The organism is Paenibacillus agricola (assembly GCF_011440305.1).
Taxonomy (GTDB): domain Bacteria; phylum Bacillota; class Bacilli; order Paenibacillales; family NBRC-103111; genus Paenibacillus_S; species Paenibacillus_S agricola.
Genome location: NZ_JAAOIW010000008.1, coordinates 18,259 through 41,855, shown reverse-complemented (window position 1 = coordinate 41,855; position 23,597 = coordinate 18,259). Strand labels below are relative to the sequence as shown.

Genomic DNA, 23,597 nt, shown 5'->3' with positions numbered 1-23,597 from the left:
TAATGCATTCTCTCTATTGTGCTTGAACCATACATAAGGAATGGTTAGGGGGGCAGGCGGATGCCTATTTTACCAACGATTAGTACAGCTTTTATTGTCATTAGTGCGATCTTTGTAGCCTGTGGTTGGTTTCATATTTTGAGAGGGAACCGGGCAACACATAAGAAGCTTATGCTTTGGGGTGCTGCTTTCGCGCTCGCTTTTTTTATTGTATATATGTCCAGAACGCTATTTGTCGGCAACACTAGCTTTGGTGGACCTGAACATTTAAAGCTGGCCTACCATTTATTTTTGTTTTTTCATATCACCTTGGCTACCACAGGCGGCGTATTTGGCATAATAACCCTTGTACTTGCCTTTAATAAGAATTTTGCCAGGCATCGTAAAGTTGGCCGCTGGGCGGCTGTTATCTGGCTATTGACGGCGCCTACTGGGGTGGCCGTGTTTATATTGTTGTATCTCCTGTATCCGGGAGGAGAAACGAAACCCGTGATCAATGCGATCTTTGGGTTCTAGCATGGTTGTGGAGCTAGATCGCCCAAGGGAGCGTATAAGACATAGGTGTCACAAATATGTATAGTAGAAAGCCCTTGTAAAGGTGCAAGGCCGAAAAGCCCCTGCAACTCTTTGCAGGGGCTTTTCGAGCTTTTGCACGCCTAGCGGAGCAAGGCGCTGAAACCATTTACGTATAGCAGGGCAAAGCGAATTATAGTGCACTGCCTCCGAAGATAAAGCGGTGCTCCCAATGTTTGTTATCAATAGAATCTATGCGTACACCACCTGATTCCTTCGAATAAGTGTGCAATATTTTACCATCACCTAGATAGATACCAACATGTGTAATACGTTGATTGGATGTATTGCTAGGATAAGCAGAGGCACTAGTTCCTCTGTATTCCATGAAAAACATGAGATCCCCAGCTTGCAGGCTGCTCCAATTGGTCTTGATTGAACCCTTGTCGCGGACATATTGGCCTTGTTGCCTTGAATCGCTTGGAAGGGTAATGTTAGCGCCATTCTTAAAGGCTTGGCGCACAAAGTCGGAGCAATCGAAGGTACGGGTATTGGAACGGTCAGAGCCGAATTCATAAGGGGTGCCCAAATATTTTTTGCCTGCTTCGATAATGGCATTGCGGGTGCTGGTACTTCCACCACCGCTACTTCCGCCACCGCTTTCGGATGAAGACGTCCGTATGTATTTACTGCTAGTAGATACATAACCAACGACGTTTTTGGAATCACGGACTTTATACCAATAATCATTAACTTTGGAGAGAATTTCAACCGTTTCTCCTGTTTTTAAAAATCGTTTGCTGTTCGAATCGAGAGATGCTCCACTTCTGAAGTTCACGCTGTTGACAATGACGGCTGATGCTGCATCTGCTTGTACGGGTAAGAGTAGTCCTATTCCTGTAGTAAGAGTGGTGGCTAGTAGCAGTGTCGCAAGTTGTTTTTTCAAAATGTAATACCTCCAGTATTCGTTGTTGTATTCAAACCTTATATGTAACAGATTCTGGGCTTCGCAACAAACCGATCCATAAACTTTCTATAATCTTCATTTTTCGATTAGTTGTGTTGCTAGAATCCAGGTTTGGCGCAGGGTATGATAAAAAATGTTAACTACGGCCATTCAAAACCTCGATTTGACAGTACTGCCTTGTTAAAGACACAATGGAGTTAGATCATGGAACAAATGCAGTCTCGATGGCCTATGTTTACAAAGGTTCGTAGCCAGTCCCAGATTTAGCTGGGTATCCTATTTATCGACTTTAGAAACATCTTTATTTAGAGGTAAATGTTGGCAATCGTGTAATAGTTCTATTTCAGGTTATATTTAGCAAGCGTAAGGAAAGGGATTGTGTCGAATAACCTGGCATGATATGATAATAAAAAACATCATATAGAACTAGGTTCTATATGATGAACTACAAGGAGGAAACTATGGCTAATACAAGTATTATTTTGCGAGTAGAATTAGCACATGACCAAGTCTCATTTGGAGATGTAGCTTCGGTCATTAGCCGGGCAGGTGGAGACGTTACTTCTATCGACGTTATTCGCGTAGGCAAGGAATCTTCTGTCAGGGATATTACCGTCGATGTGCAGGATTCAATTGAAGCCGAGGTTGTTCAGGCAATTAAAGATCTGCAGGGTATCACATTAATCAACGTGTCCGACCGGACATTTCTGGCTCATCTGGGCGGAAAAATTTCCGTTCAACCTAGCATGCCGATCAAAAATCGTGATGATTTGTCGCGTGTATATACACCAGGAGTGGCTCGTGTTTGCACAGCGATCCACGAGAATCCGCTGAAGGCGTATTCGCTTACCATTAAGCGTAATACAGTAGCCGTAATTTCCGATGGTACGGCAGTGCTGGGACTAGGCGATATCGGGCCGCATGCTGCTGCTCCGGTTATGGAAGGAAAGGCGATGCTATTCAAGCAGCTTGCTGGCGTAGATGCCTTCCCGATATGCTTGGATACAAAGGACACGGAGGAAATCATCCGTACAGTTAAGGCCATTAGCCCGATCTTCGGAGGCATCAATCTGGAGGATATTAGCTCGCCACGCTGCTTTGAGATTGAATCCCGTTTGGAGGCGGAGCTGGATATTCCCGTCTTTCATGACGACCAGCACGGAACGGCTGTCGTTATGATGGCTGGGCTAATCAATGCTTTGAAGGTTGTGGACAAACCCATCGAGTCGATCCGTGTTGTAGTTAACGGCATAGGCGCCGCGGGTGTATCGGTTTGCAAGATGCTGTTGGCTGCCGGATTGCAGCGGCTTGTGCCTGTAGACCGTGATGGGGCAATTGTACGCGGGGGAACATACGACCAGCCCATGTGGCAGTGGCTTGCCGAGCAACCTCAAGTGGAGGATGTAGCAGGCCGCTTGGAGCAGGTCATTCAAGGCGCTGATGTATTTATCGGCGTTTCGCGTGCTGGCTTATTGAAAGTCGAACATGTCCAATCGATGGCCAAAGATGCGATTGTCTTCGCTTTAGCCAATCCACAGCCAGAGATTGACCCAGAGTTGGCACAGCCTTATGTGCGTGTGATGGCTACAGGACGGAGTGACTTTCCGAACCAGATCAATAATGTACTTTGCTTCCCTGGTATTTTCAGAGGGGCACTTGATTGCAGAGCTCGCCGTATCCATGAGGAAATGAAGCTTGCCGCAGCCCGTGCCATTGCTTCTGTAGTGAGTGACGAAGAGCTTAATGAGCTGTATATTATTCCGAGTATCTTTAACGAGCAGGTGGTAACCAATGTGCGCCATGCCGTTATCGAGGCAGCTATTCGTACGGGAGTGGCTCGCCGGATTCCGCCGGATTTCCGTTAAAGCTTGAGTATGGCAAAAAAGGGCTGTCCCAACGGACAGCCCTTTTTGCCTAGATACGCCGAACCTTTCATATGCTAGGCCGCGGTTTTATGGCTATGAATACGATCAGGCTTCGGCCTGGTCGTCGGCTGATTAATACCCGAGGAATGCCCTGGAACAGACCAAGCAGCGCGCATTGCTCAGCCTGATCAAGGCAAGAAGCCTGCTTGGCTTACGTAAATCTGCTCCTTCTGAAAATGCTCGCGCAGCTGGGCAAGCACCTGCAAATAAGCATCCGGGCTATACCAGCCGCCTAATTGCAGCTCTTTGTAGATTCGCTGGATGCCAAGCCGTCCGGTACGTTTGCCAAGGCTGCCGTCCCCCATAAAGAAATCGTCGATGCATACGCGATCGACGATGCTCCGCAAGCGTGCAGCAAAGCTTCCGGAGCAGGGAAGGACGGGCGCAATGGTCGCTTGTACGTCCACACCAGCTTGGACGAGCTTATGCAGCGCCAGCAGCCTTGCAGCGATCGGTGGCGCTGCTGGTGTGAAAGCACGGCGAATAGGCTCCAGATCGGTTTCGACCGTCATGCTGACCCGTACATGCCCTCTCAGCTGTAGCAGCAGGTCAATGTCCCTTGTGACGAGCGGACTGCGGGTCTGTAAGAACAGGAACTCCGGCTGTTCGTGTACCATGGCTTCAAGCAAGGAGCGAGTTATGCGTTCCTTATATTCGATTGGCTGGTAGGGGTCCGTACTGGATGACATGAAGATGGTTACGGGACCCTTACGTTTGGCCTTTACCAATTCGGCAGCCAGTTTTTCCGCCGCTTCTTGTTTTACATCTACCCACGTACCCCAAGCATCCCCACGAAATTTGGCTATAGGCATTTCACGGACATAGCAGTACGAGCAGGCAAAGGAACAGCCGGCATAAGGATTTAGCGTGTGGCTGTAGCCAGTCAGATAACCACTGGCAGGGTTCAAGAGACGCGAAGGTATTTTATAGACTATAGAAGGCTGCATGCTAGGTCCTCCTTTATTTTTGAGAAGCTCACATTTTGAAAGGGGACTGGCTATTTTATAGTAGGGCACTACTTATAAAACAAGGAAGCCCCCTGATCCACTGGATGTTCAGCGGTTCCGGAAGCTTCGTGGCTGTATCTTTTAATATGAATTAATCGGAATGGTGATTGGTTGGCATAGCTTCTGGAGAAGTCAGCTTATCGTAGAATTCGACAAACTTGTCTTTATCATCACTGGAGCGCAATGCCATTCCAGCGCGCGGATGCTCGTTTAGCATACCAGCGATCATGTAAGGGATAATATAGCCCCATTCTACTTTCTCGCGCATAGGGATAAGGTGCTTCTCGATTACATCCAAGACAGGGCGTATTTCGTATCTTGGATTTTTTAAATAGCTAACCAGCAATTCAGTTGGGCAGTTGCCAGCTGCGCGTCCCATGCCGTAAACTGAAGCATCCAGGTACTCCACGCCTTTGGAAGCGCCAATCAAGGTATTGGAGAACGCCAATTGCATATTGTTGTGCATGTGGACGCCTAGCTTTTTGTTAGGGAGCAGACGTTGGAACTTGGATACCAAATAATCGATGTCGCCATTGTCCATACTTCCATACGAGTCAACGACATAAACGACGTCTACAGGGCTTTTGCCAATTTCCTCGAAGGCTTCGGTAAGCTCATTCTCCATAACGTGGGAAAGCGCCATAATATTAATACTGGTCTCGTAGCCGTAGCTGTGGAATTTATTCACTAGCTCAATCGCTTTGTCTACATCCTTGATGTAAGTGGCAACGCGAATCATATCCAGGTGGCTTTGCTCACGCGGCAAAATATCATTCTCATCGACACGTCCAATATCCACCAATGCGGATAGCTTCGTTTCGGTTTTGGTTTGGATGACTTCCTTCAGAAAATCCTCATTCAAAAAGCGCCATGGGCCGGCATCTGCACCTTTTAGTAGCTTAGCGGAGTTTTTATAGCCAATTTCCATATATTCCACACCGGCTTCACTTAAGCCTGCGTACATGTCCTGAACCATTTTCACGCTGAAATCCCAGTTATTAACTAGACCTCCATCACGAATTGTACAATCCAAAATTTTGTGGTTTAGCTGTTTACTCATTCGAATTTGCCCCTTTTCCGTATAACGGTGTTAGTCAGGTTGCAGCGGCCTGCTTTCAATCCCTGCTTATCATCTTTAGTACTTTTAGGCTTTTAAGCTTTCAAGTGGTAAAGTGATTTGTTATTTCTATAATGCCATAATATAGCCAATCTTGTCAATAAAAAAACAAGCCAGCTTCATAAGAGAAGTTGGCTTGTTTTTCCAAATCATATTAAGGTGTTTTGATTAGTATGTAGTTACCGATAACTGGCAACGGCTTTATTAACCCATTAGCTGCCTGAATAATGCCATATATTGCTAGACCGAGCGTAGCTAGATTAGCGAACGGAAGTAAAATCCAGCCTATAATTGGAATAAATCCAAGAATAACATTGGCGGCAACACATAACAGAAGGAGTAATAGTCCCTGATTCGCATGGAACATAGCAAATCTTGATTGCTTGGCAACAAGTAATGGAATGAAAAAGATGATATAAGCCAGAACCCCGACCCATTTGTTCTCATTGGCATCCGCCGGGTCAACCGTAAGCTCACTGATGCTTGGTCCACTACTTGGTCCGCTAGATGATGGATTTGATTTACGTAACGGATCCTCAGGTTCAAAAGACAAAACAGTCACCTCTTCTCATAATTTAAACAGAATATACGTTGCTGTTTAGTATTCATCCTATGCGGAGAGCTATAGGCGTATGTTTACTTTATTCAGAATAGATACCGGATGGAGGGGGACAATAAGGGAAAAGGGCTATTTTCCCATTAAAAACTTATATACATCGATCTATTTTCAGTTTTTTGTAGATGTGCGCCAGGTGAAAATGATTGTCCATGGAAAACAAAGTTGCGCTGCACCTATTTTTCGTTGTCAGGGTAACACTGTTTCTCTAGACCCACAAGGTTTTCGTTTGTTATGATGACATTAAAGAAAACGAGCATGTTTTTCACCATGGTCTGGAGGAGAGTCTTTCGTGGACGCATATGATAATCTGAAGCAGGGTGAGAAGGGCGCATGGTTGAGTATCGCCGCTTATATTTTTTTATCCGCCATCAAAATTACTATGGGCTACTTTACGGGCTCTGAGGCGCTAACTGCCGATGGTATTAACAATACAACCGATATTATTGTATCTATGGCGATATTAATAGGTCTACGTATTTCCCGCAAGCCACCCGACCATGACCATCCTTATGGCCATATGCGGGCAGAGACCATTGCTTCGCTGGTGGCCTCTTTCATTATGTTTGCTGCTGGCATCCAGGTTCTGGTCCAATCGGGCCAAAGCTTTATGAGTGGTGGCCATGAGGCACCCAACATGCTGGCCGCTTGGACTGCGATATTGTCGGCTGTATTCATGTGGGGCGTTTATATGTTCAATATGAGGCTTGCCAAACGTATCAACAACCAGTCACTGATGGCAGCGGCTTATGACAACCGTTCAGATGCTTTCGTCAGTATCGGAGCAGCTGTTGGTATTATAGGTTCACGATTTGGCTATCCGGTGTTGGATGCAATTGCCGCATTTGCTGTCGGGTTGGTGATTTGCAAGACAGCCTGGGACATCTTCTACAATGCTACGCATGCCTTAACAGATGGCTTCGACGACCAGCGCTTGAAAGTGTTCCAGGACACAGTGAGCAAAACGCCAGGCGTAAAAAGCATCAGGGATATTCGTGCCCGTGTCCACGGAAGCAGTGTGCTGCTAGATGTGGTAGTCGAGGTCAGCGCGGATCTTAGCGTGGAGCAAAGCCATGATATTAGTGATGATATTGAGAGACGTATGCATAAGCAGCATAGTATCGATAATGTGCATGTTCATGTAGAGCCATATTCAGAGCATAATAAAGAAAAGCATTAGAGCCATGTTACGGTTCTAATGCTTTTCTTTATTTTTGGTGAAAATAAGTTTCTATCATAAACTTTTTATGGAATAAACTGTTGAATGATTTTGGATACTTTTCCGTTTTGAATAGACAGATGATAAGGATATTCATGCAAGATCGCATCTTTAGCAAAAATTTCTTTAAACTTGGACAATGCGATACTTTCATTCCAAACGATATCGGCCTCGCCAGGTTTGCCTGTGCGGTTATAAATTTGCATGAACACAGCAGAGTCGGCCTGGATTTCAAAAGTTCGTAGTTTAGTGTTATCATTAATGATGTAATAACCGCTTGGTGCACCGTCAAGTCCAAATTCCGACTCTCTCTTGGCAAACACTTGGTCAGCTTCCTTACCTTCATACCATTCAATATAATCAACAACCATATAGGTTTTTTCATTTTTAACATAAATATCTTGGATATAGGCAGAGCGTGTATCCATGTTTTTAGGTACAGGAGCATACCCGCCATCCGTAGCAGCCGAGGCAAAACCCGCCATTAAAATTGAGAATAAGGAAGTAATCATGATGGTTAGCATAAATTTTCTCATTGTTGTTCTCCTTCGCAATCTTGATACTTCTATTTAACGCAGTTTAAGCCTATTGAAACGGATCAAACCTATAAAATACTTGGTAAATTTTAAACTCCCAATGAGGGGGATTTGAAACTTAGAAAGGAAGAAGCCGCGATGCTCTTTTATATGATATCCATTGCTGTAGTTTTGATTGACCAGATATCCAAAATTTGCGTGAGAATCTTTATGGAGCTTGGAGAAACTGTTCCGTTCCACCGTCTTCTGGAGTTCACTTATATTGAGAATAGCGGGATGGCCCGCGGTTTATTCCCAGGATATGCACGGCTTTTTGCGGTTATAGCGATTTTATTTGTTGCGGGTATTATGTACTATCGAAAAAAAGGCGAGCTTCGGGGAAAATGGATGGACATTGGCACAGGCTTTCTCGCCGGAGGCGCAATTGGCAATGGGATTGACCGCGTTATTTTTGGCTCGGTGACGGACTTCCTGGCATTTGGTTCCGGCAGAGGGATTATGAATCTGGCAGATATGGCCATTAATATCGGCGTTTTATGTATGGTATTCGCTATGGTGCGAGCTTATGTCATGGAGCGTTCCGAGCATAAGCAACAAGCTTGAGCTTAGGGAAGGACAGTGCTATCGTTTAAGGAAAGAGCGGCGCTTTTCCCGGCAGTAAACCCAGTGGCGAAAGCTGCAGAAATATTATAGCCGCCTGTATACCCATGAATATCAAGAACCTCGCCACAAAAATAAAGCCCGTCCATCAGCTTCGATTCCATCGTTTTGGGATCTACTTGCTTAAGGTTGATGCCTCCTCCTGTCACAAAAGCTTCCTCAATAGAAAGAGTGCCATTAACCTGGATAGGAAATGCCTTGATCAGCTTGCACAGCTCCAGCCATGGCTGCTTGGGAATATTGTCGTAGGTTGTATCCTCTTTAAGCTCCGCTTTATGCAGCATTAGCGGAATTAGCCGCTCTGGTAATACCGCTTTAAGCACGTTTTTGATCGCTTTTTTGGAGTCGATCCGAGCTAGTCCCCATGTATAATCGAATACCTCCTGAAGACTTCTCTCAGGAAGCTGGTCAATCGTCACCGTGAGGGTTCGGACATCGAATTGCTTAAGCGCTTTGACTACAAACTGGCTGCATCGCAGCACGATCGGTCCCGAGATTCCAAAATGCGTGAAAATCATATCACCTTCATGCTCAGTTAGCTTTTTGCCTTTCGGATTCCAAACAGACAGGGTTACATTTCGCAGTGAGAGCCCTTGCAGCTCCTTGCTCCGGATAAAAGCCTCGTTAGAGGTGATGGGCACCTCGGTAGGGAAAAGCTCCGATATGGAATGCCCGGCCTTCTCTGCCCAGGGATAGCCGTCGCCAGTTGAACCGGTTTGCGGCACGGATTTGCCGCCTGTCGCCATAATGACGCAGCGGCTAGCAATCGTTTCTCCCGATTTCATACGAACCCCTGCCGTCCTGCCATCCTTATACAAAATCTCGGCCACAGGTGCATGTATTTGTATACTGACACCCTGGCTCCTGACCTTATTGACCAACGCGTCAACGACGTTTTTCGCTTTGTCGGTCACAGGGAACATTCTGCCGCGGTCCTCTTCCTTCAGCTTAATTCCGAGCCCTTCGAAAAAGGCTATAATATCCTTGCTCCCAAATTGGGTGAGGGCACTATAGAGAAAACGCCCGTTGCCGGGAATATTTTTGATCATTTCCTCGATATCCTTATTGTTCGTCACATTACAGCGCCCACCGCCAGATATGCCCAGCTTGCGCCCTAGCTTGTCACCCTTATCGACTACTAATACCTTCGCACCGTGGCTGCTTGCTGCGATACTTGCCATAAGCCCTGCCGAGCCTCCACCAATCACGATTACATCAAACTTCATTTCATTGTCTCCCTTTATTTAACAAACGGCTGCTTCTATATTTTTTAACAATAATGATCACAATGATAAGGATTACAGGCAGCCATAATAGCTGCAAGCCATAACGTGAAACAAATCCGGCCAGGGCTGGAACCTGGTCTCCCGCAAAATAGCCTAAGGTGAAAAATGCACACGTCCAGACCAATCCTGTAGAATACGAAATTAATGCATAACGACGGAAGGTCATTTTATTAATCCCAACTAAATAGGGAATGATATGGCGGACAACCGGCAAAAAGTAACTGATCACAAGTGCATAGGAGCCATAACGCTCAATAAGCTGTTCCGATTTCTCCACATAGACGGCGAGCTTTTTCTTGCGCCGTATTCGATCCAGTGCAGGTGTGCCTACGTACCTACCCAGGATATATCCCAGTGTTAAACCCGATACAACACCTAAATAAGTAAGGAAAAATGCCGGTACTATTCGTAACAAGCCGCTCGCTGCTACAGCGCCGCCCGTCATAACAATGCCTTCATCTGGAATAGGCATACCCACAATACCAAGCCAGAGAGCAAAAAACAATGCCGCATACCCATATTGTCCGATCATTGTTATCAATGTATCATAAGTCATAGTTAAGCTCCCTTTTTGTCCAATAGGCTTCCCTTTAATATACCAATAAAAGTCCTGCACAGCAAAGTGCGACCAGCCTCATCCAGTCCCGTACAAAGCCTATGCTTAATCTTCGTAAAATCTTTTTACATCTTTATACATGCTTAGACGGACATTTTGCACAAAGCACTTCATCTGTTTACAATAAATCCGCAAATTTCAGCCACTAATAAAATAATAGGTGCTTTGCTTTCCTACTAGACCGTTGTATAATAGTACTTAGAATAGTTTTTATATAGTTATGTAGCTAAAGGAGCTGAACAAACGATGTCTATGTCATTTGAATCGTATATGAAAGATATGGTACAGCCGATGAGAGATGATTTGACCCGCATCGGAATCACAGAACTGCGCACACCTGAGGATGTAGTTGCTAATCTTGCAGATGTAAAAGGCACAGCCCTTGTTGTTATTAACTCTGTATGTGGATGTGCTGCTGGCCAATGCAGGCCTGGCGTAGCCAAGGCGCTTCAAAACGAAATTAAGCCGGATCATTTATTCACGGTATTCGCTGGACAAGATAAAGAAGCAACAGCTAAGGCTCGTGAATACTTGGCGCCTTACCCACCTTCTTCGCCATCCATTGCTTTGTTCAAGGACGGCCAACTGGTTCATTTCATTCAACGCCACCAAATTGAAGACCGCTCTGCAGACTTGATTGCAACAGATCTGACAAGCGCTTTTGAAAATTTCTGTAAGTAGGAAGCCGTAAGCATACATGAAGGCTTCCGATATACGAAAACTCCCCCGGCTTATGGATTCCATAGGCTGCTGTGGGAGTTTTTTTGTAACAATAGCTAGTTGGGTATAAGCCTTAGATGGAAAATCCTTAGAAGAGGTGGAATGGCAATGAGTTTGCAGCAGGAAATTATCGCCAAGCTAGGCGTGAAACCGATTATTCAAGTGGATGTAGAAATTCGCAATCGGGTAGATTTTTTGAAGGCTTATGTCAGGGAAGCCAGAATGGACGGGCTGCTGATCGCCATCAGCGGGGGCATTGACAGCGCAGTTGCAGCAGGGCTTTGTAAACAAGCTACAGATGAGCTTACAGCGGAAAAGGGCAGAGAGTATAAAACGGTTGGCGTCTTCCAGCCTTACGGTGAGCAAGCTGATATCGCTGATAGTTATGCGGTTGCAGAAGCATTCGGGCTCGTATATAAGATCGAGACCAATATTGAGGAAACCGTTAACGAGATTGCCTTAGAGGCTGAGTACGGGCTGAAATCAATCGGCGTGCACCGTCATATTAGCCGCAGCGGTAAAGGCAATGTGAAAGCGAGAACCCGCATGGTGCTGCAATATGCATTGGCGTTTGAGCTGAATCTGCTCGTGGTTGGAACCGACCATGCCTCGGAGGCGGTTACCGGTTTTTTCACGAAGCATGGCGACGGAGCCGTCGACCTTACACCACTTAGCACGTTGAATAAGCGCCAGGTACGCCAGCTTGCAGCGGCGCTTGGTGTGCCGCAAAGCGTGCTGGCTAAAGCGCCGACAGCTGGCCTATGGGAAGGGCAGACTGATGAGGCTGAGCTTGGCATCACTTATGATGCCAACAGCGATTATTTGGAAGGCAAGGAAATTGACCCTGCAGCACAAGAGAAGCTGGAGAAGCAGTATAAGGGGACCGAGCATAAGCGGGGGAGCATACCGGGGGTATGACCCTTAGCTGTGGCCTTTGGCTTGACCCTCCCCACCCTCCCTATAAGGGAGGGACCCAAAGGGCTGTGCCCTCTGGACTCCCCTTGGTGTGCGGCATGGCTATGGTGTTCTCGGGGCTCCCGTCCCTCCGGGACACGCTGGACAGTAGTGGGGGGATCGGGAGCGTGACTTAGGTCAATTACAGTGAGGAAAAGGAGCTAATCCGAAAAAAGGCTGGTTTTCGCAAATATTAGTGGGAGAAATTCCAGTAAAATAAGGGTCTAGTCGGATATTAGCAACTAGATTAACGAAAAAGGGCAGAAGAGAGGGTTTATCTGGAATGATTATAGGGATTGGGATCGATTTAGTGGATATCGCCAGAGTGAAAACGATTATTGAGGGAAGTTCAGGGGAGCGCTTTGCCAAGAGGGTGCTCACTGCTGGTGAACAGACACTGGCGGCCAAACGCAAGGGGCGCTTGGCCGAGTTTATAGCAGGTCGGTTTGCCGCCAAGGAGGCTGTGAGCAAGGCGCTTGGCTGCGGAATTGGCAAGCAGGTGTCCTTGCAGCATATTGAAGTGCTGCCCAATGAACTGGGCAAGCCTATATGCTGCGTAAGCGAGGACGCTTTGCAACGGCTGCAGCTAACAAGTGCAAACACCATTATCCACCTTAGCATTACCCATACCGAATCGACGGCTATGGCTTATGTGGTGGTGGAGAATAAGGAGCGGGACGGGAATAAGCAGGGAATGGATCTTTAAGTACAACCTATTGCTTGGTTGCAAGCCAATCGGTGAGTGCCGCTATTTCCTCTGGTGTAAGCTTGGTACCGAAGCCCGGCATTCCATTGCCACCACTAGCGATCTGCTTGGAGATTTGCTCCTTGCTTAGTCGTTCTCCGACCTGCTGCAAATTGGTTTTGGGACCAACTCTGCCTTCCAAGGTGTTGCCATGGCAGGAAAGGCAGCTCTGTTTGTAGAGCGATTGAACCTGCTCGGATGCACCAACCATGGCTTCGGCTGTATTTGCCGTTTTATTGCCACCGAATGGTTCAGCAGCATTGGGAGACGGGTTACCACAACCGGACAGGATAACAATGGACAGCAGTGAAACAGCGGTCATAGTCATAGGTAAAAGTAATTTTTTCCTAGTTGTACGGATCGATGTACTAATTGATTTGTCCATCGAATTGTCCCTTAAATTGTCCATTGATACTTGCATTGCTGTACTCATCCCGCTTCCTCCTTAAATTGGTTATTTCCGATATAAAGCAGCCATCCTGAGGCCAGCATGCTAACCCCGCCGAATCCTCCGAGTAAAACCGATGCGAGCCCTAGATATTCAACAGCAACGACGATAGTTAACACGAATAGCCAAATTCCCATCCCAATAAATGGTTTTCCTAACCAGACGCCTAGCTGGGCATAACCAACGGCAAGAATAAATGATTTTAACAAAGGCGTGTACAGCGGGTCGATAGCTTGTACATATCCCATTGTCCATACAGCGCCTACCGCTAACAGCACAGGAACCACTGCTCTGCCTTTATTGCTTTGAGCACCTCGGGCAGCCTTATTTACATTTGCTTGCTTGCTCTGGTTAATCCTCCATAGAGCGAAAAGACTGGCGGCAATTGCGATGCCTACAAGCACTAGCCCCCAACGGCCGATAGGAAACCATTGCTCCAGAAATTCCAAGACTGCGGCTAGGAGTCCCTGGCTACCCCAAATGATAAAAAACACGATATAGGGACGCGACCAGCGTATATCTCGCAGTAGCGCCTGTTTTTCGCTAATAGTTTGCTCCGTATTCACCATTCCAAAGATCACCTCTATTTTTGCGTCCTTCAATATGCCCTTCTTTACGTCATTTGCGTTCTTTACGTCATTTGCGTTCTTTACGCCCTTAATTGCGGTCCGCTGCCGTAACAATCCGATGCTTCTTCGCATAGTCGCGGGGGGAAACGCCGGTTACTTTTTTGAAAATACGGCTGAAATAAAACTCATCTGTATATCCTACACTGCTCGCTATCGATTTCAGGCGGTAATCGGACAGCATTAACAGCTCCTTGGCGCGATCGACGCGTAGATGGGTCAAATAATCGATGGGGCTGTAGCCGATATATTTTTTGAACAGCCGGGAATAATGGCTGATGCTTAAGCCCGCCATTTGAGCCAAACTCTCCAGCGTTAAGGGCTCTTGATAATGGACAACCATATAATCCTGGGTCAGCTCAATGGCTGCTGTGGTATTTCCGGCAACTTTTTGTGCACGGAAATCCTGGATCAGCGTCAAAAAAAACTCCAGCAGTAATATTTTTCGCCGCATAGCAGTCATATGCCCTCTGCGCTTCCATAATATATCCAATTGCTCGAACAAATAAATAAGCTGTGGTGCATTGTGTACGGTATACATGCCCGCCAGTGGAAATGGCGATTCCTCAGAGCTTCGGGAAATCCACTGTTCCTTCTCGTCAAAAGTTTCCGTATAATGAAAACGGAAGAAATAATACTCCAGTGGCTGCTCGGGATCGGTTTCGCGTTCGACTTCCATACCGGGAATGAATGAGAAAAACTTGCCGGGCTCTGCCGGATAATGGGTGCCGTTAATCGTGAAGCTGCCTTTTCCTTTAATAATTAGCCAAATCGAATGATGCCTGATGGCTCTGGGCAGTTGGCGCCACTCGGGGCTGCATTTTTGATGGCCGACAAGCAGCAGGGAAATGACTAATTTGTTCAGTCGGGCTGCCAGTTCGCCGGGAGTCAACAACGTTCTCACTCCTTTACTAAAAGCTGCGATTTATTATACCATAACATCTACTAATGGAAGGAGAACACATGGACAAGACACATAAACAACAATATTTTTCAACCGAATTGCTCTCCTGGTACCTCCGGCATCGGAGGGATCTTCCTTGGCGTAGAAGTAAAAACCCTTATTATATCTGGATATCGGAGGTTATGCTGCAGCAGACGCGTGTAGACACGGTGATTCCTTATTTTCATCGTTTCGTAGAACGGTTTCCGACGGTTCAAGCGCTGGCGGAAGCGCCTGAGGAGGATGTGCTGAAGCTTTGGGAGGGCTTGGGCTATTATTCGCGGGCACGTAATTTACAAGGAGCGGTTCGCGAGGTCCACGAGCGTTATGAAGGTACGGTTCCGAATACGAAGGCGGAAATTTCCTCGCTTCGAGGCGTGGGGCCCTATACAGCAGGAGCGATTCTAAGCATAGCTTACAACAAGCCGGAGCCTGCTGTAGACGGCAATGTCATGCGAGTATTATCGAGATATTTTCTGATTGAGGAAGATATTATGAAGCCCAAGACGCGCATTCTGATGGAAAAGCTCGCGCAAAAATTAATTCCGGAGGGCACAGCGGGTGATTTCAATCAAGCGTTAATGGAATTGGGCGCAATGGTTTGCAAGCCTCGTTCTCCAATTTGCCTGACCTGTCCTGTGATGGAGCATTGTGCAGCCCGCGAAGCGGGAATGGAGGAGGAGCTGCCGATTAAGAAGAAAGCCAAGCCGCCTCGCCCCGAATGGCGTATGGCTGCTTTAATTGCAGGGAGTGGAGACCATGCAGGCAAAGTCTTAATCCGTCAGCGGCCTCAGGAAGGGCTACTTGCCCGGATGTGGGAGCTGCCCCATACGGAAGTGCCATTTAGCTACAAGGAAGCCCAGCCCTCCTCTGCGGAGGCTGTACCCGTATTGTTTGACCTGCTGGTAGAGCAGCTTGCTGAAGAGACGATTGGTGTTGTTCCGGAACGTTGGTTTATGCATGCGGAGCATACCTTCAGCCATATTCATTGGGATATGCAAATTGTGTTGTGCAGCATGGAGCCTGGCGTGTTGCCAACCGATGCAGGTATGCTGCTGCCTACTCACTATCAATGGGTAGACAGCAAGGCGATGGAAGCTTACGCGTTCCCGAATGTATTTTTGAAAATTTTAAATCAATACTTTGCGTCCTGTAGCAAGAAGTAAGCTCAAGAAGAAACCTTAAGAAAAAAATTAAAGAGGAAGCAGCCTTTTCATAGCCTCCATCTTTTTGATGTAAATCATTTTTTTCTCAATGACGATGATTTGATCCTCCTGCAGCTCTTGCAGCACCTTCGTGACCGATTCCCTGACGGTTCCGGCGAGGTTGGCTATCTGTTGGTGGGTCAGCTTCATGTTGATCATCCAGTTTCCTTGCTTAATGGTGCCATGCTCTTCAGCAAGCCGGCAGACGACTTTAATGATGCGCATGCGAACGTCAAGAAATGTAAGGTCATAGATTTGCTCATTGGCTTTACGGAGCCGCTCCATGGTAACCTCAAGCAGCCGAAGGCTGAGCTTTGGGCTCCGTTCGAGAAATTGGAAAAATTCCGAGCGTATCAACGTATAGATTTTGCAGTTTTCCAAGGTTTCTGCTGTAGCAGAGCGGGTTAGGCCCTTTTGGATTAACGACATCTCTCCAAAAAAATCCCCATCACGAAACAGTGCGAGGATAATCTCTTTCGCATAATCGATCCGATAAATTTTGACGACACCTGATTGGATCAGGAAAAACTCTTCACCCAAATCCGCTTCGAAAAACAAGATTGTACCTTTTTTGAAGTCGCGCTCTACAAACAGTGGAGCAATGATTTCGAGCTCACTGACCGATAAATCCTGAAATAAAGGAACACGTTGCAATAATGGGACTAAACTTACCATAAGGATTTCATCTCTTTTCTGGCTTAATGAACGAATGCTTCCTCTCCGATATGATAGATCATGATGTGAAGATGGCTTGATAAATCCACTTCCTCAGGATGTCTTAGCTGTTCACCATGCTCATTGGTCAAAACCCTTACCACAGGTCGCTGTTTGAACGACGGGTTGATTTTGGAAACAATGCCGGTTTGTCCGGTGCTTAAGCGAACACTAAGGCCTACGGGATAAATGGCCACCTTATTTCGGAAAAATTCCACCTTACTCTTATCATACAACGTTCCGGCTCCCGTGAAAAGATTTTCTAATGCATGGTCGGGTGGCAAAGAGGCACGATAGGGCCGAGGATTGGTCATAGCATCATAAGCGTCCAGTAATCCGACCCATTGGGCAAAGGGATGTACATGGGTGCCGGCCAATGCCAACGGATATCCGGTACCGTTTACCTTCTCATGATGCTGCAAGGCGCAATGAGCCGAAAGGATCGGGATGCCGGGTATTTCACGCAGCAGCTTAAAGCCAAGCTCGGTATGCTTTTGGATTTGGGCAAATTCCATCTTGGTGAGCGAGGATTTTTTGGTTAACAGGGCTTGGGGGACCAGTGAGTTGCCAATATCATGGAGCATGGCGCCAAGTCCAAGAGCCTCCAGGTCTACAGAGCTATAGCCTTCAATCATACCAATTTGAATCGCGTACACACATACATGGAGTGCGTTCTGGTAAAAGTGCTCGACAATGGAGAAGGAGCTCCGATTTAAGACCATAAGCATAATCGTATCGGCAGAGGGCCTTGTATAGGATTTCAAATCTTCTCTGATTAATCCGATACAGCGATGGGCGGTTTTGGATAAGACGTTTCGATCCCCCAGCGTTAATGACCTAGAGGCCTGCAAGGTCTGGAAGGTGCGCATTAATTGTCCGCTAAGCAAGCTCCGTGTTTCTTCCCGTAGGACCTCTTCTATATAAATATCATCGGTCCTCTTGTCCACTATATATATTTGCTGGTAGCCTAATTGGATCAGCTTGTTAATCATAGATTGACTGAGCTCCATGTTATAACCTATCCAAATTTGTCCCTTTTCAGAAATAATCGGCTTACCCAAGCGCATTCCCGGTTTAACCATGGCAAGAGGAAGTAGTCTCATAGCACCAGCCACCTTTACGTTACTAGTATAAAGGACACGTTGACGTAGTCTAGATGTCATCTGTTATGAGTCGTAGGTCATGTGTTCGTAGCTACATTATTCCACATCTTTAGACATACTTCTGTGTAAAATGCTACAAAAGCCAAGAGAATATCAAATTACTTGTACCGATAGCAAGGCGATCCGACGCATGCAGCCCCTTCCTAACATTGCGGTGGCGGTCAGATTCTTTAATTTTCTTAGCTCCATAGTGCTAACCAACCCGTCTGCCTAGGCAGCGTTTTTTTGTTTGTTTTTTTCGCAGTATGACAGGCTTTTCACCATTGAAATAAAATCTAATTGCGGAAATGTTGCCATTAAACTAGCATGTGGATATTGCTGGTGCTGATAAGGGGTCAAGGGCAGCCATTCAGAGCTCCAAAGGTATAGACAAAAAAAGGAGGGGCATAGTGCCCCTCCTTTTCAATATGGATACTTATTTGCTTGAAGCTGCGGCATAACGTGTAGCGACTTCGTCCCAGTTAACTACATTCCAGAAAGCGGCGATGTAATCAGGGCGTTTGTTTTGGTATTTCAAGTAGTAAGCATGCTCCCAAACATCCATACCCAGAATTGGCGTGTTGCCTTCGGAGATAGGGCTGTCTTGGTTTGGCGTGCTGCTTACAACAAGCTTGCCTGCTGGAGTTACGGAAAGCCAAGCCCAGCCACTGCCGAAGCGAGTAGCGCCAGCTTTTGCAAAATCTTCTTTAAACTTGTCGAATCCGCCAAGCTCAGAAGTAATAGCATCAGCTAATGCGCCGGATGGTGCGCCGCCGCCATTAGGTCCGATAACTTCCCAGAACAAGGAGTGGTTGGCATGTCCGCCACCGTTGTTACGAACTGCTGCGCGGATACCTTCAGGAAGGCTGTCCAAGTCAGCGATTAATTCTTCGATGGTTTTGGAAGCAAGGTCTGGATGGGCTTCCAATGCAGCATTCAGGTTGGTAACATATGCGTTGTGGTGACGATCATGATGGATCATCATCGTTGTTTCGTCGATGTGTGGTTCCAAAGCATTGTTTGCATAAGGTAAAGCCGGTAATTGGTGAGCCATTCGTATTACCTCCTAAAGTATATGTAAGTTCCAATTCATACCTATTATCTCCTATATTCGATATAAAAGCAACATGTATGTATATTAAGTACCTTTCAGGCTTAGATACAAAATTATGATTTCTTTAAATGAGGATTCATATACCCTTTTATTTCAACGAATTTCTAAAAATACTCCATATTTTGTAAGTGTTTTAGTTATCTTCCTTGAAAACGCTTAATATATAGCGCTTTCATGAGATTGCTAAAGATATATGAAGTTTTTTATGTATTTTCTAATAAATAAGAAGGAATATGGCTGGATTTGTCGTATTTTATACTAGATAAAGCCTATAAAATTTGTCGTGGGGAGAGTTCCAAATAATGCTTGTTCGTTCCTTCCATTTGTCTGACTATGTTGCTGTTACCGAGTTGTTCAAGCACGTATTAACCGAAGCCTGTTATGAAGAAACAATGGAGGCTTTAACAAGACAACTTTCATGGGATAGTGAACTTGTACTTATTGCTATCGAAAATGAACAAATCGTGGGTGTTATTATAGGTACAATCGACAATAACAACGGATATTATTACCGCATTGCCGTTGGACAAGAATACCAGCGCCGTGGGTATGGCAAAGCTTTAATCGAATCGATGAGACAGCGTTTTTTACAACGCAAGGTTCGCAAGATTATGATCACTGTAGACATTCATAATGAAGTGGTTTTGCCGGTTTACGAATCAGCCGGTTACCAAGCTACCGATTTTTCGCGTTCACCACACCGCTTAAGCATTGTAAACGGGTAATAACCGAATTTGCTGGAACAAGGGTGTTTATTAGGGCATGGTCTGCTCGCTAACAGCGGAGGCTGTGCTTTTTTTGTGTTAGATTAACTGTTTTCAGTGAACTATATGTGGTATTATTTACGGCAGGAACGTGCAAGATGCAAGATATAACTAAGAATGATTGAATACCAAAAAGAGCGAAGCGAACAAAGAGGGCTTAACAAACCGTACCGCCTGCCACATCTTGTAAGCTTCTATTGCCTCCATTGGTCTTACGTTAAAATAGAAGGGTATGGACCTTATGGAGAATTTTTCCACTCATATCATTAAAAGCTTTAAGCATGATGGCCATTTGCACCGAATGTGGCTTGAGAATGCGTTGGTTCCTGAGTCGCTTCACCATGAATCGCATAAATCTGAGTCCATGATGATTCTCATTAACAGCCAGACTAAAATTGTAGAGGCCGATGGAAAAGAGTGGGTTAGCCGGATTCCTGGCGTTTCTTTTTTTATCCCTAAACAATGGTTTAATGTTGTAGCGCTGCTAGAAGAATCAGGTGTTCGGTACTATTGCAATGTTGCTTCTCCCCCCTATTTGAATAGCAATATTATTACCTATATTGATTATGATCTGGATGTAATCCAGATGCCGAATGGCGCTGTCCATGTGGTTGACCAGGATGAATATGAACAGCACAAGCTTTTGTACCATTACTCCGCCATTGTAGAGTCTAAGGTAAAGCAAGGACTTAGAGATTTGCTTAAACGGATCGAGCAGGGGCAGGCGCCCTTCCATGAAGAATGGGTTCGTTACTATTACAGAGAATGGGAAAAGTGGAAAGGCCAAGGAACGGAGGCTTAGGATATGGGCATCTTTACTTCCAAAAAGCCAAATGAGAAGCACTCAGGAGAAATATTGGCTGTAGAACATTCGGGGTTATTGGCGGAAGTATGGGATTGGATCAAATCCATCGCGATCGCCTTGCTTGTTGTAGCTGTAGTCCATCAATATGGATTCCATCTTTCCACGGTAAAAGGAGCCTCCATGCAGCCTACTCTTGAGGAAGATGAGTGGTTGTTTATTAATAAGACCATCCGTTACATCGGTACTGTTGGACGCGGGGATGTTATTGTGGTGAAGGAGCCTAATAACACGGAGGCTAAACAGCCGTATTTGGTCAAACGTATTGTTGCTGTAGCCGGGGATGAAGTCCGTATTCAGCAGGGCAAATTATATATTAACGGTTTATTAACGGCGGAAAGTTATACGGATTCGCCTATCGAGGATGGCCGCTTCGAGTCCATGACGATTCCGGCAGGTTCAGTCTTCCTCATGGGGGATAACCGGCATCGTTATGCTAGCAATGATAGCCGTAGCTTTGGAGCCGTGTCCGTAGATAAAGTTGAAGGGCGTGCCGAGATGATACTATGGCCGTTTTCTAAAATCAAGATTCTTTAAGATTTAGTTTTTCGAAATCCAGACTCTTCTATACAATGGGGTGATCCACAACATGACGGAAGCTATAGGTCCTGGAAACCGTCAGTTCTGGTACCAGCTCAAGCAAGACATGCAGGAAGCAGCTTCGACACTTGGGATTGATAAATTAGGCATCTCCAGCGCGGAGCCTTTTGTTGAGCTGAAATCGATTCTTTTACAGCATCGTGCAAAAGGCTATGAATCCGGCTTCGAGGAGCCGGATCTCGACAAGAGAACAGATCCGGCACTTAACCTGGCAGAGCCCCGGTCTATTATATCGATAGCCATCGCCTATCCTTCCAAGCTGATGGATGCACCACGTTCCAAGCCAGGCGCTTATCGGGGGATGCTCTCCCGATCGGCATGGGGCTTGGATTACCATCAAGTGCTGCGCAATCGGCTCCAGCGGCTTGAAGCCTGGATTCGTGAGCGCGTCCCAACAGCAAGGATGGAGAGCATGGTCGATACTGGAGCCTTGGTTGACCGCGCTGTTGCGGAGCGGGCTGGTATTGGCTGGGTAGGCAAAAACTGCTGCGTCATAACGCCAGAGTTTGGCTCGTGGGTTTACTTAGGGGAAATAGTCACCAATTTACCATTGCCCTCCGATGTACCTGTCACAGAAAGCTGTGGCGACTGTACGTTATGTATCGACTCCTGCCCGACAGGAGCCTTGGTGGGTCCGGGGCAGTTAAATGCACAGGTCTGTATCTCTTTCGTGACCCAGACTAAAGGGCATATTGAAGATGATGCGATGAAGGGGAAAATCGGAAACCGCCTCTATGGCTGTGATACGTGCCAAATTGTATGCCCCAAAAACAAGGGCATGAACTGGACCCACCAGCCTGAGCTACAGCCGGATGCGGAGCAGGTCAAGCCTTTGCTGCTACCCTTGCTGACGATGAGCAATCGCGAGTTCAAAGAGCGGTTTGGATCCAGCTCGGCCGCTTGGCGCGGCAAGAAGCCGATCCAGCGCAATGCGATCCTGGGGCTTGGGCATTTTAAGGATAAGACTGCCGTACCGGTTCTTCGGGATTTACTCCTGAACGATGTGAGAATGGAAATTCGCGCCTCAGCGGCATGGGCATTGGGGAAAATCGGAGGCCACCAGGCAGAGGCAGCGATATCGGAAGCCAGAGCCAGCGAACAGCACGAGGTAGTAAGTAAGGAATTGGAAAAGGCGTATGCTGCAATGTATCAACGGTCGGAGTAAACAGTGGACGTGAAGAACGGGTTTTCAACATGGGATTGAAGCTGGTTCATACGTTCGGAACGGAGAGCCTAATGAGATATATACACATTGATAATGTCGAGCCCGGGCAATACTTAGGTAGAACTATTTTTTCCGGCAATGGTGCCGTACTGCTATCGGACGGTGTCCAGCTTACCGTCTATATGATCAACACCTTGAACCGAATTGGGGTCACGATGATTTATATCAAGGATCCTTTGTTTGAGGACATAGAGATTGTGGATGTGGTTTCTGAAGAAACGAAGCGGGCGATAATGAAGAAGATGGGAGAAACCTTCCATTCTATCCGCTCGGGCAAGGACTTTAATACGAAGCATATTAATGGAAGTGTAGACAACCTGCTGGATGAAGTTATGCGTAATAAAGAAGTGCTCGTCCAATTGTCCGATATTCGAACCAAAGACAACGAAATGTATGTACATGCTTTGAATGTGAGCATGATGTCGGCTTTAATCGGCATCCAAATGGATCTGCCCATGAGCCAACTGCGGGAGTTATCGATTGGCGCTATGCTGCATGACATCGGCAAGGTAGAATTAATTACAGATGATACTTCCGACGATTTGAAAAAGCATCATACATGGAGAGGCTTTGAAATCCTGAAAAACAAGCGGGAGCTAAGCCTGCTTATCGCCCATGCCGCCTTTCAGCATCATGAAAAAATGGATGGCACCGGCCTGCCAAGAGCCATGCAGGGGGAACAAATTCATCTTTATGCCAGAATTGTCGCGGTCGCGAACACATACGATAATCTATTATTCCAAACGTCGGAGCTCGGAAGGCAGATGCTGCCGCATGAAGCTTGTGAGCATATGATGGTTTTGGCCGGGGGTCAACTGGATAGGGAAATCGTCATTCATTTTCTGCGTACGGTTTCGGTTTATCCAACAGGCACCTCGGTTAAGCTTTCGACGAAAGAGACTGGTGTCGTCGTTGGCCAGCATAGAGGGCTTCCTGGACGCCCCATTGTACGGGTTGTGAAATCAGAGTCCGGCACAGATCTGGACGTAGTCGAGGTTGACCTTGCTAAGCACAATACCATTTTTATTGATAATATCCTCCAGTAGGATGGGTCATAAAAGGGCTGGCAGGCA

Annotated in this window: 26 protein-coding genes; 13 read left to right on the top strand and 13 right to left on the bottom strand. The window is 46.4% G+C overall.

Annotation, left to right across the window (positions count from 1 at the left end):
* The first annotated feature begins 60 nt into the window (after positions 1–60).
* Complete coding sequence (locus G9U52_RS21025; protein WP_166152626.1) at positions 61–516, top strand: DUF420 domain-containing protein; 456 nt, start codon at positions 61–63, stop codon at positions 514–516.
* Positions 517–706: 190 nt separating this feature from the next.
* On the opposite strand, the gene G9U52_RS21020 is transcribed toward G9U52_RS21025, so the two are convergent.
* Positions 707–1,459 carry a C40 family peptidase gene (locus G9U52_RS21020; RefSeq protein ID WP_166152625.1) on the bottom strand — a complete coding sequence of 251 codons (753 nt, stop codon included), beginning with the start codon at positions 1,457–1,459 and terminating at the stop codon, positions 707–709.
* A gap of 482 nt (positions 1,460–1,941) precedes the next feature.
* On the opposite strand from G9U52_RS21020, the gene G9U52_RS21015 reads away from it, so the two are divergent.
* Positions 1,942–3,345 (top strand): NAD-dependent malic enzyme, encoded by a 1,404-nt coding sequence (locus tag G9U52_RS21015; protein ID WP_166152624.1) that lies wholly within the window; start codon positions 1,942–1,944, stop codon positions 3,343–3,345.
* A 188-nt stretch (positions 3,346–3,533) separates the two neighbouring features.
* Here G9U52_RS21015 and G9U52_RS21010 read toward each other — a convergent pair whose 3' ends face one another.
* The 3 genes from G9U52_RS21010 to G9U52_RS21000 form a co-directional block, all read right to left on the bottom strand.
* The gene (locus tag G9U52_RS21010) at positions 3,534–4,352 is read right to left on the bottom strand and encodes an SPL family radical SAM protein (protein WP_166152623.1); all 819 of its coding nucleotides are present in this window, start codon (positions 4,350–4,352) and stop codon (positions 3,534–3,536) included.
* 151 nt (positions 4,353–4,503) lie between these two features.
* Positions 4,504–5,472: an aldolase catalytic domain-containing protein gene (locus G9U52_RS21005; RefSeq protein ID WP_166152622.1), complete on the bottom strand. Its 969-nt coding sequence runs from the start codon at positions 5,470–5,472 to the stop codon at positions 4,504–4,506.
* Positions 5,473–5,683: 211 nt separating this feature from the next.
* The gene (locus G9U52_RS21000; protein ID WP_375790269.1) at positions 5,684–6,082 is read right to left on the bottom strand and encodes a DUF4870 domain-containing protein; all 399 of its coding nucleotides are present in this window, start codon (positions 6,080–6,082) and stop codon (positions 5,684–5,686) included.
* Positions 6,083–6,437: 355 nt separating this feature from the next.
* Here G9U52_RS21000 and G9U52_RS20995 point away from each other — a divergent pair, with 355 nt between their 5' ends.
* Complete coding sequence (locus tag G9U52_RS20995) at positions 6,438–7,325, top strand: cation diffusion facilitator family transporter (protein ID WP_166152621.1); 888 nt, start codon at positions 6,438–6,440, stop codon at positions 7,323–7,325.
* A gap of 65 nt (positions 7,326–7,390) precedes the next feature.
* Here G9U52_RS20995 and G9U52_RS20990 read toward each other — a convergent pair whose 3' ends face one another.
* A complete protein-coding gene (locus G9U52_RS20990; RefSeq protein WP_166152620.1) occupies positions 7,391–7,900 on the bottom strand; it encodes a hypothetical protein in 510 nt (169 codons plus the stop codon).
* Between the two features lie 111 nt (positions 7,901–8,011).
* Between G9U52_RS20990 and lspA the strand changes: the two genes are divergently transcribed.
* Complete coding sequence (gene lspA, locus G9U52_RS20985) at positions 8,012–8,503, top strand: signal peptidase II (RefSeq protein ID WP_243767477.1); 492 nt, start codon at positions 8,012–8,014, stop codon at positions 8,501–8,503.
* A gap of 2 nt (positions 8,504–8,505) precedes the next feature.
* On the opposite strand, the gene G9U52_RS20980 is transcribed toward lspA, so the two are convergent.
* Positions 8,506–9,786, bottom strand: coding sequence for a BaiN/RdsA family NAD(P)/FAD-dependent oxidoreductase (locus G9U52_RS20980; protein ID WP_166152619.1), 1,281 nt, complete (start codon positions 9,784–9,786; stop codon positions 8,506–8,508).
* A gap of 1 nt (position 9,787) precedes the next feature.
* Entirely contained in the window at positions 9,788–10,402 is a 615-nt protein-coding gene (locus G9U52_RS20975) for a DedA family protein (RefSeq protein WP_166152618.1), read from the bottom strand.
* A gap of 306 nt (positions 10,403–10,708) precedes the next feature.
* Between G9U52_RS20975 and G9U52_RS20970 the strand changes: the two genes are divergently transcribed.
* The 3 genes from G9U52_RS20970 (at position 10,709) to acpS (ending at position 12,842) form a co-directional block, all read left to right on the top strand.
* On the top strand, positions 10,709–11,143 hold the full coding sequence (locus G9U52_RS20970) for a BrxA/BrxB family bacilliredoxin (protein ID WP_166152617.1): 435 nt from the start codon (positions 10,709–10,711) through the stop codon (positions 11,141–11,143).
* Positions 11,144–11,290: 147 nt separating this feature from the next.
* Complete coding sequence (nadE, locus tag G9U52_RS20965) at positions 11,291–12,100, top strand: NAD(+) synthase (protein ID WP_166152616.1); 810 nt, start codon at positions 11,291–11,293, stop codon at positions 12,098–12,100.
* A 319-nt stretch (positions 12,101–12,419) separates the two neighbouring features.
* A complete protein-coding gene (gene acpS / locus G9U52_RS20960) occupies positions 12,420–12,842 on the top strand; it encodes a holo-ACP synthase (protein WP_166152615.1) in 423 nt (140 codons plus the stop codon).
* Positions 12,843–12,849: 7 nt separating this feature from the next.
* Here acpS and G9U52_RS20955 read toward each other — a convergent pair whose 3' ends face one another.
* Genes G9U52_RS20955 through G9U52_RS20945 form a run of 3 tightly spaced genes read right to left on the bottom strand, consistent with a single transcriptional unit; the run spans position 12,850 to position 14,850 of the window.
* Entirely contained in the window at positions 12,850–13,314 is a 465-nt protein-coding gene (locus G9U52_RS20955) for a c-type cytochrome (RefSeq protein ID WP_243767476.1), read from the bottom strand.
* Entirely contained in the window at positions 13,311–13,931 is a 621-nt protein-coding gene (locus tag G9U52_RS20950; protein WP_166152614.1) for a hypothetical protein, read from the bottom strand. Before G9U52_RS20950 ends, G9U52_RS20955 begins: the two co-directional genes overlap by 4 nt.
* 55 nt (positions 13,932–13,986) lie before the next feature.
* The gene (locus G9U52_RS20945) at positions 13,987–14,850 is read right to left on the bottom strand and encodes an AraC family transcriptional regulator (protein WP_166152613.1); all 864 of its coding nucleotides are present in this window, start codon (positions 14,848–14,850) and stop codon (positions 13,987–13,989) included.
* Between the two features lie 68 nt (positions 14,851–14,918).
* Between G9U52_RS20945 and mutY the strand changes: the two genes are divergently transcribed.
* Positions 14,919–16,064, top strand: coding sequence for an A/G-specific adenine glycosylase (gene mutY, locus G9U52_RS20940; protein ID WP_166152612.1), 1,146 nt, complete (start codon positions 14,919–14,921; stop codon positions 16,062–16,064).
* A 27-nt stretch (positions 16,065–16,091) separates the two neighbouring features.
* Here the strand turns inward: mutY and G9U52_RS20935 are convergent, their stop codons facing one another.
* The 3 genes from G9U52_RS20935 to G9U52_RS20925 form a co-directional block, all read right to left on the bottom strand.
* Positions 16,092–16,778 carry a Crp/Fnr family transcriptional regulator gene (locus G9U52_RS20935; protein WP_166152611.1) on the bottom strand — a complete coding sequence of 229 codons (687 nt, stop codon included), beginning with the start codon at positions 16,776–16,778 and terminating at the stop codon, positions 16,092–16,094.
* 23 nt (positions 16,779–16,801) lie between these two features.
* Complete coding sequence (locus G9U52_RS20930) at positions 16,802–17,920, bottom strand: HD-GYP domain-containing protein (RefSeq protein WP_166152610.1); 1,119 nt, start codon at positions 17,918–17,920, stop codon at positions 16,802–16,804.
* A 475-nt stretch (positions 17,921–18,395) separates the two neighbouring features.
* Positions 18,396–19,013 carry a superoxide dismutase gene (locus G9U52_RS20925; RefSeq protein ID WP_166152609.1) on the bottom strand — a complete coding sequence of 206 codons (618 nt, stop codon included), beginning with the start codon at positions 19,011–19,013 and terminating at the stop codon, positions 18,396–18,398.
* A 362-nt stretch (positions 19,014–19,375) separates the two neighbouring features.
* Between G9U52_RS20925 and G9U52_RS20920 the strand changes: the two genes are divergently transcribed.
* From G9U52_RS20920 to G9U52_RS20900, 5 genes are all read left to right on the top strand, one after another.
* Entirely contained in the window at positions 19,376–19,798 is a 423-nt protein-coding gene (locus tag G9U52_RS20920; protein ID WP_166152608.1) for a GNAT family N-acetyltransferase, read from the top strand.
* A 280-nt stretch (positions 19,799–20,078) separates the two neighbouring features.
* Positions 20,079–20,639, top strand: coding sequence for a DUF402 domain-containing protein (locus tag G9U52_RS20915; RefSeq protein ID WP_166152607.1), 561 nt, complete (start codon positions 20,079–20,081; stop codon positions 20,637–20,639).
* Positions 20,640–20,642: 3 nt separating this feature from the next.
* On the top strand, positions 20,643–21,236 hold the full coding sequence (gene lepB, locus G9U52_RS20910; protein WP_166152606.1) for a signal peptidase I: 594 nt from the start codon (positions 20,643–20,645) through the stop codon (positions 21,234–21,236).
* A 52-nt stretch (positions 21,237–21,288) separates the two neighbouring features.
* Entirely contained in the window at positions 21,289–22,464 is a 1,176-nt protein-coding gene (gene queG / locus G9U52_RS20905) for a tRNA epoxyqueuosine(34) reductase QueG (protein ID WP_166152605.1), read from the top strand.
* Positions 22,465–22,535: 71 nt separating this feature from the next.
* Positions 22,536–23,570, top strand: coding sequence for an HD-GYP domain-containing protein (locus tag G9U52_RS20900; protein ID WP_166152604.1), 1,035 nt, complete (start codon positions 22,536–22,538; stop codon positions 23,568–23,570).
* Positions 23,571–23,597 lie beyond the last annotated feature (27 nt).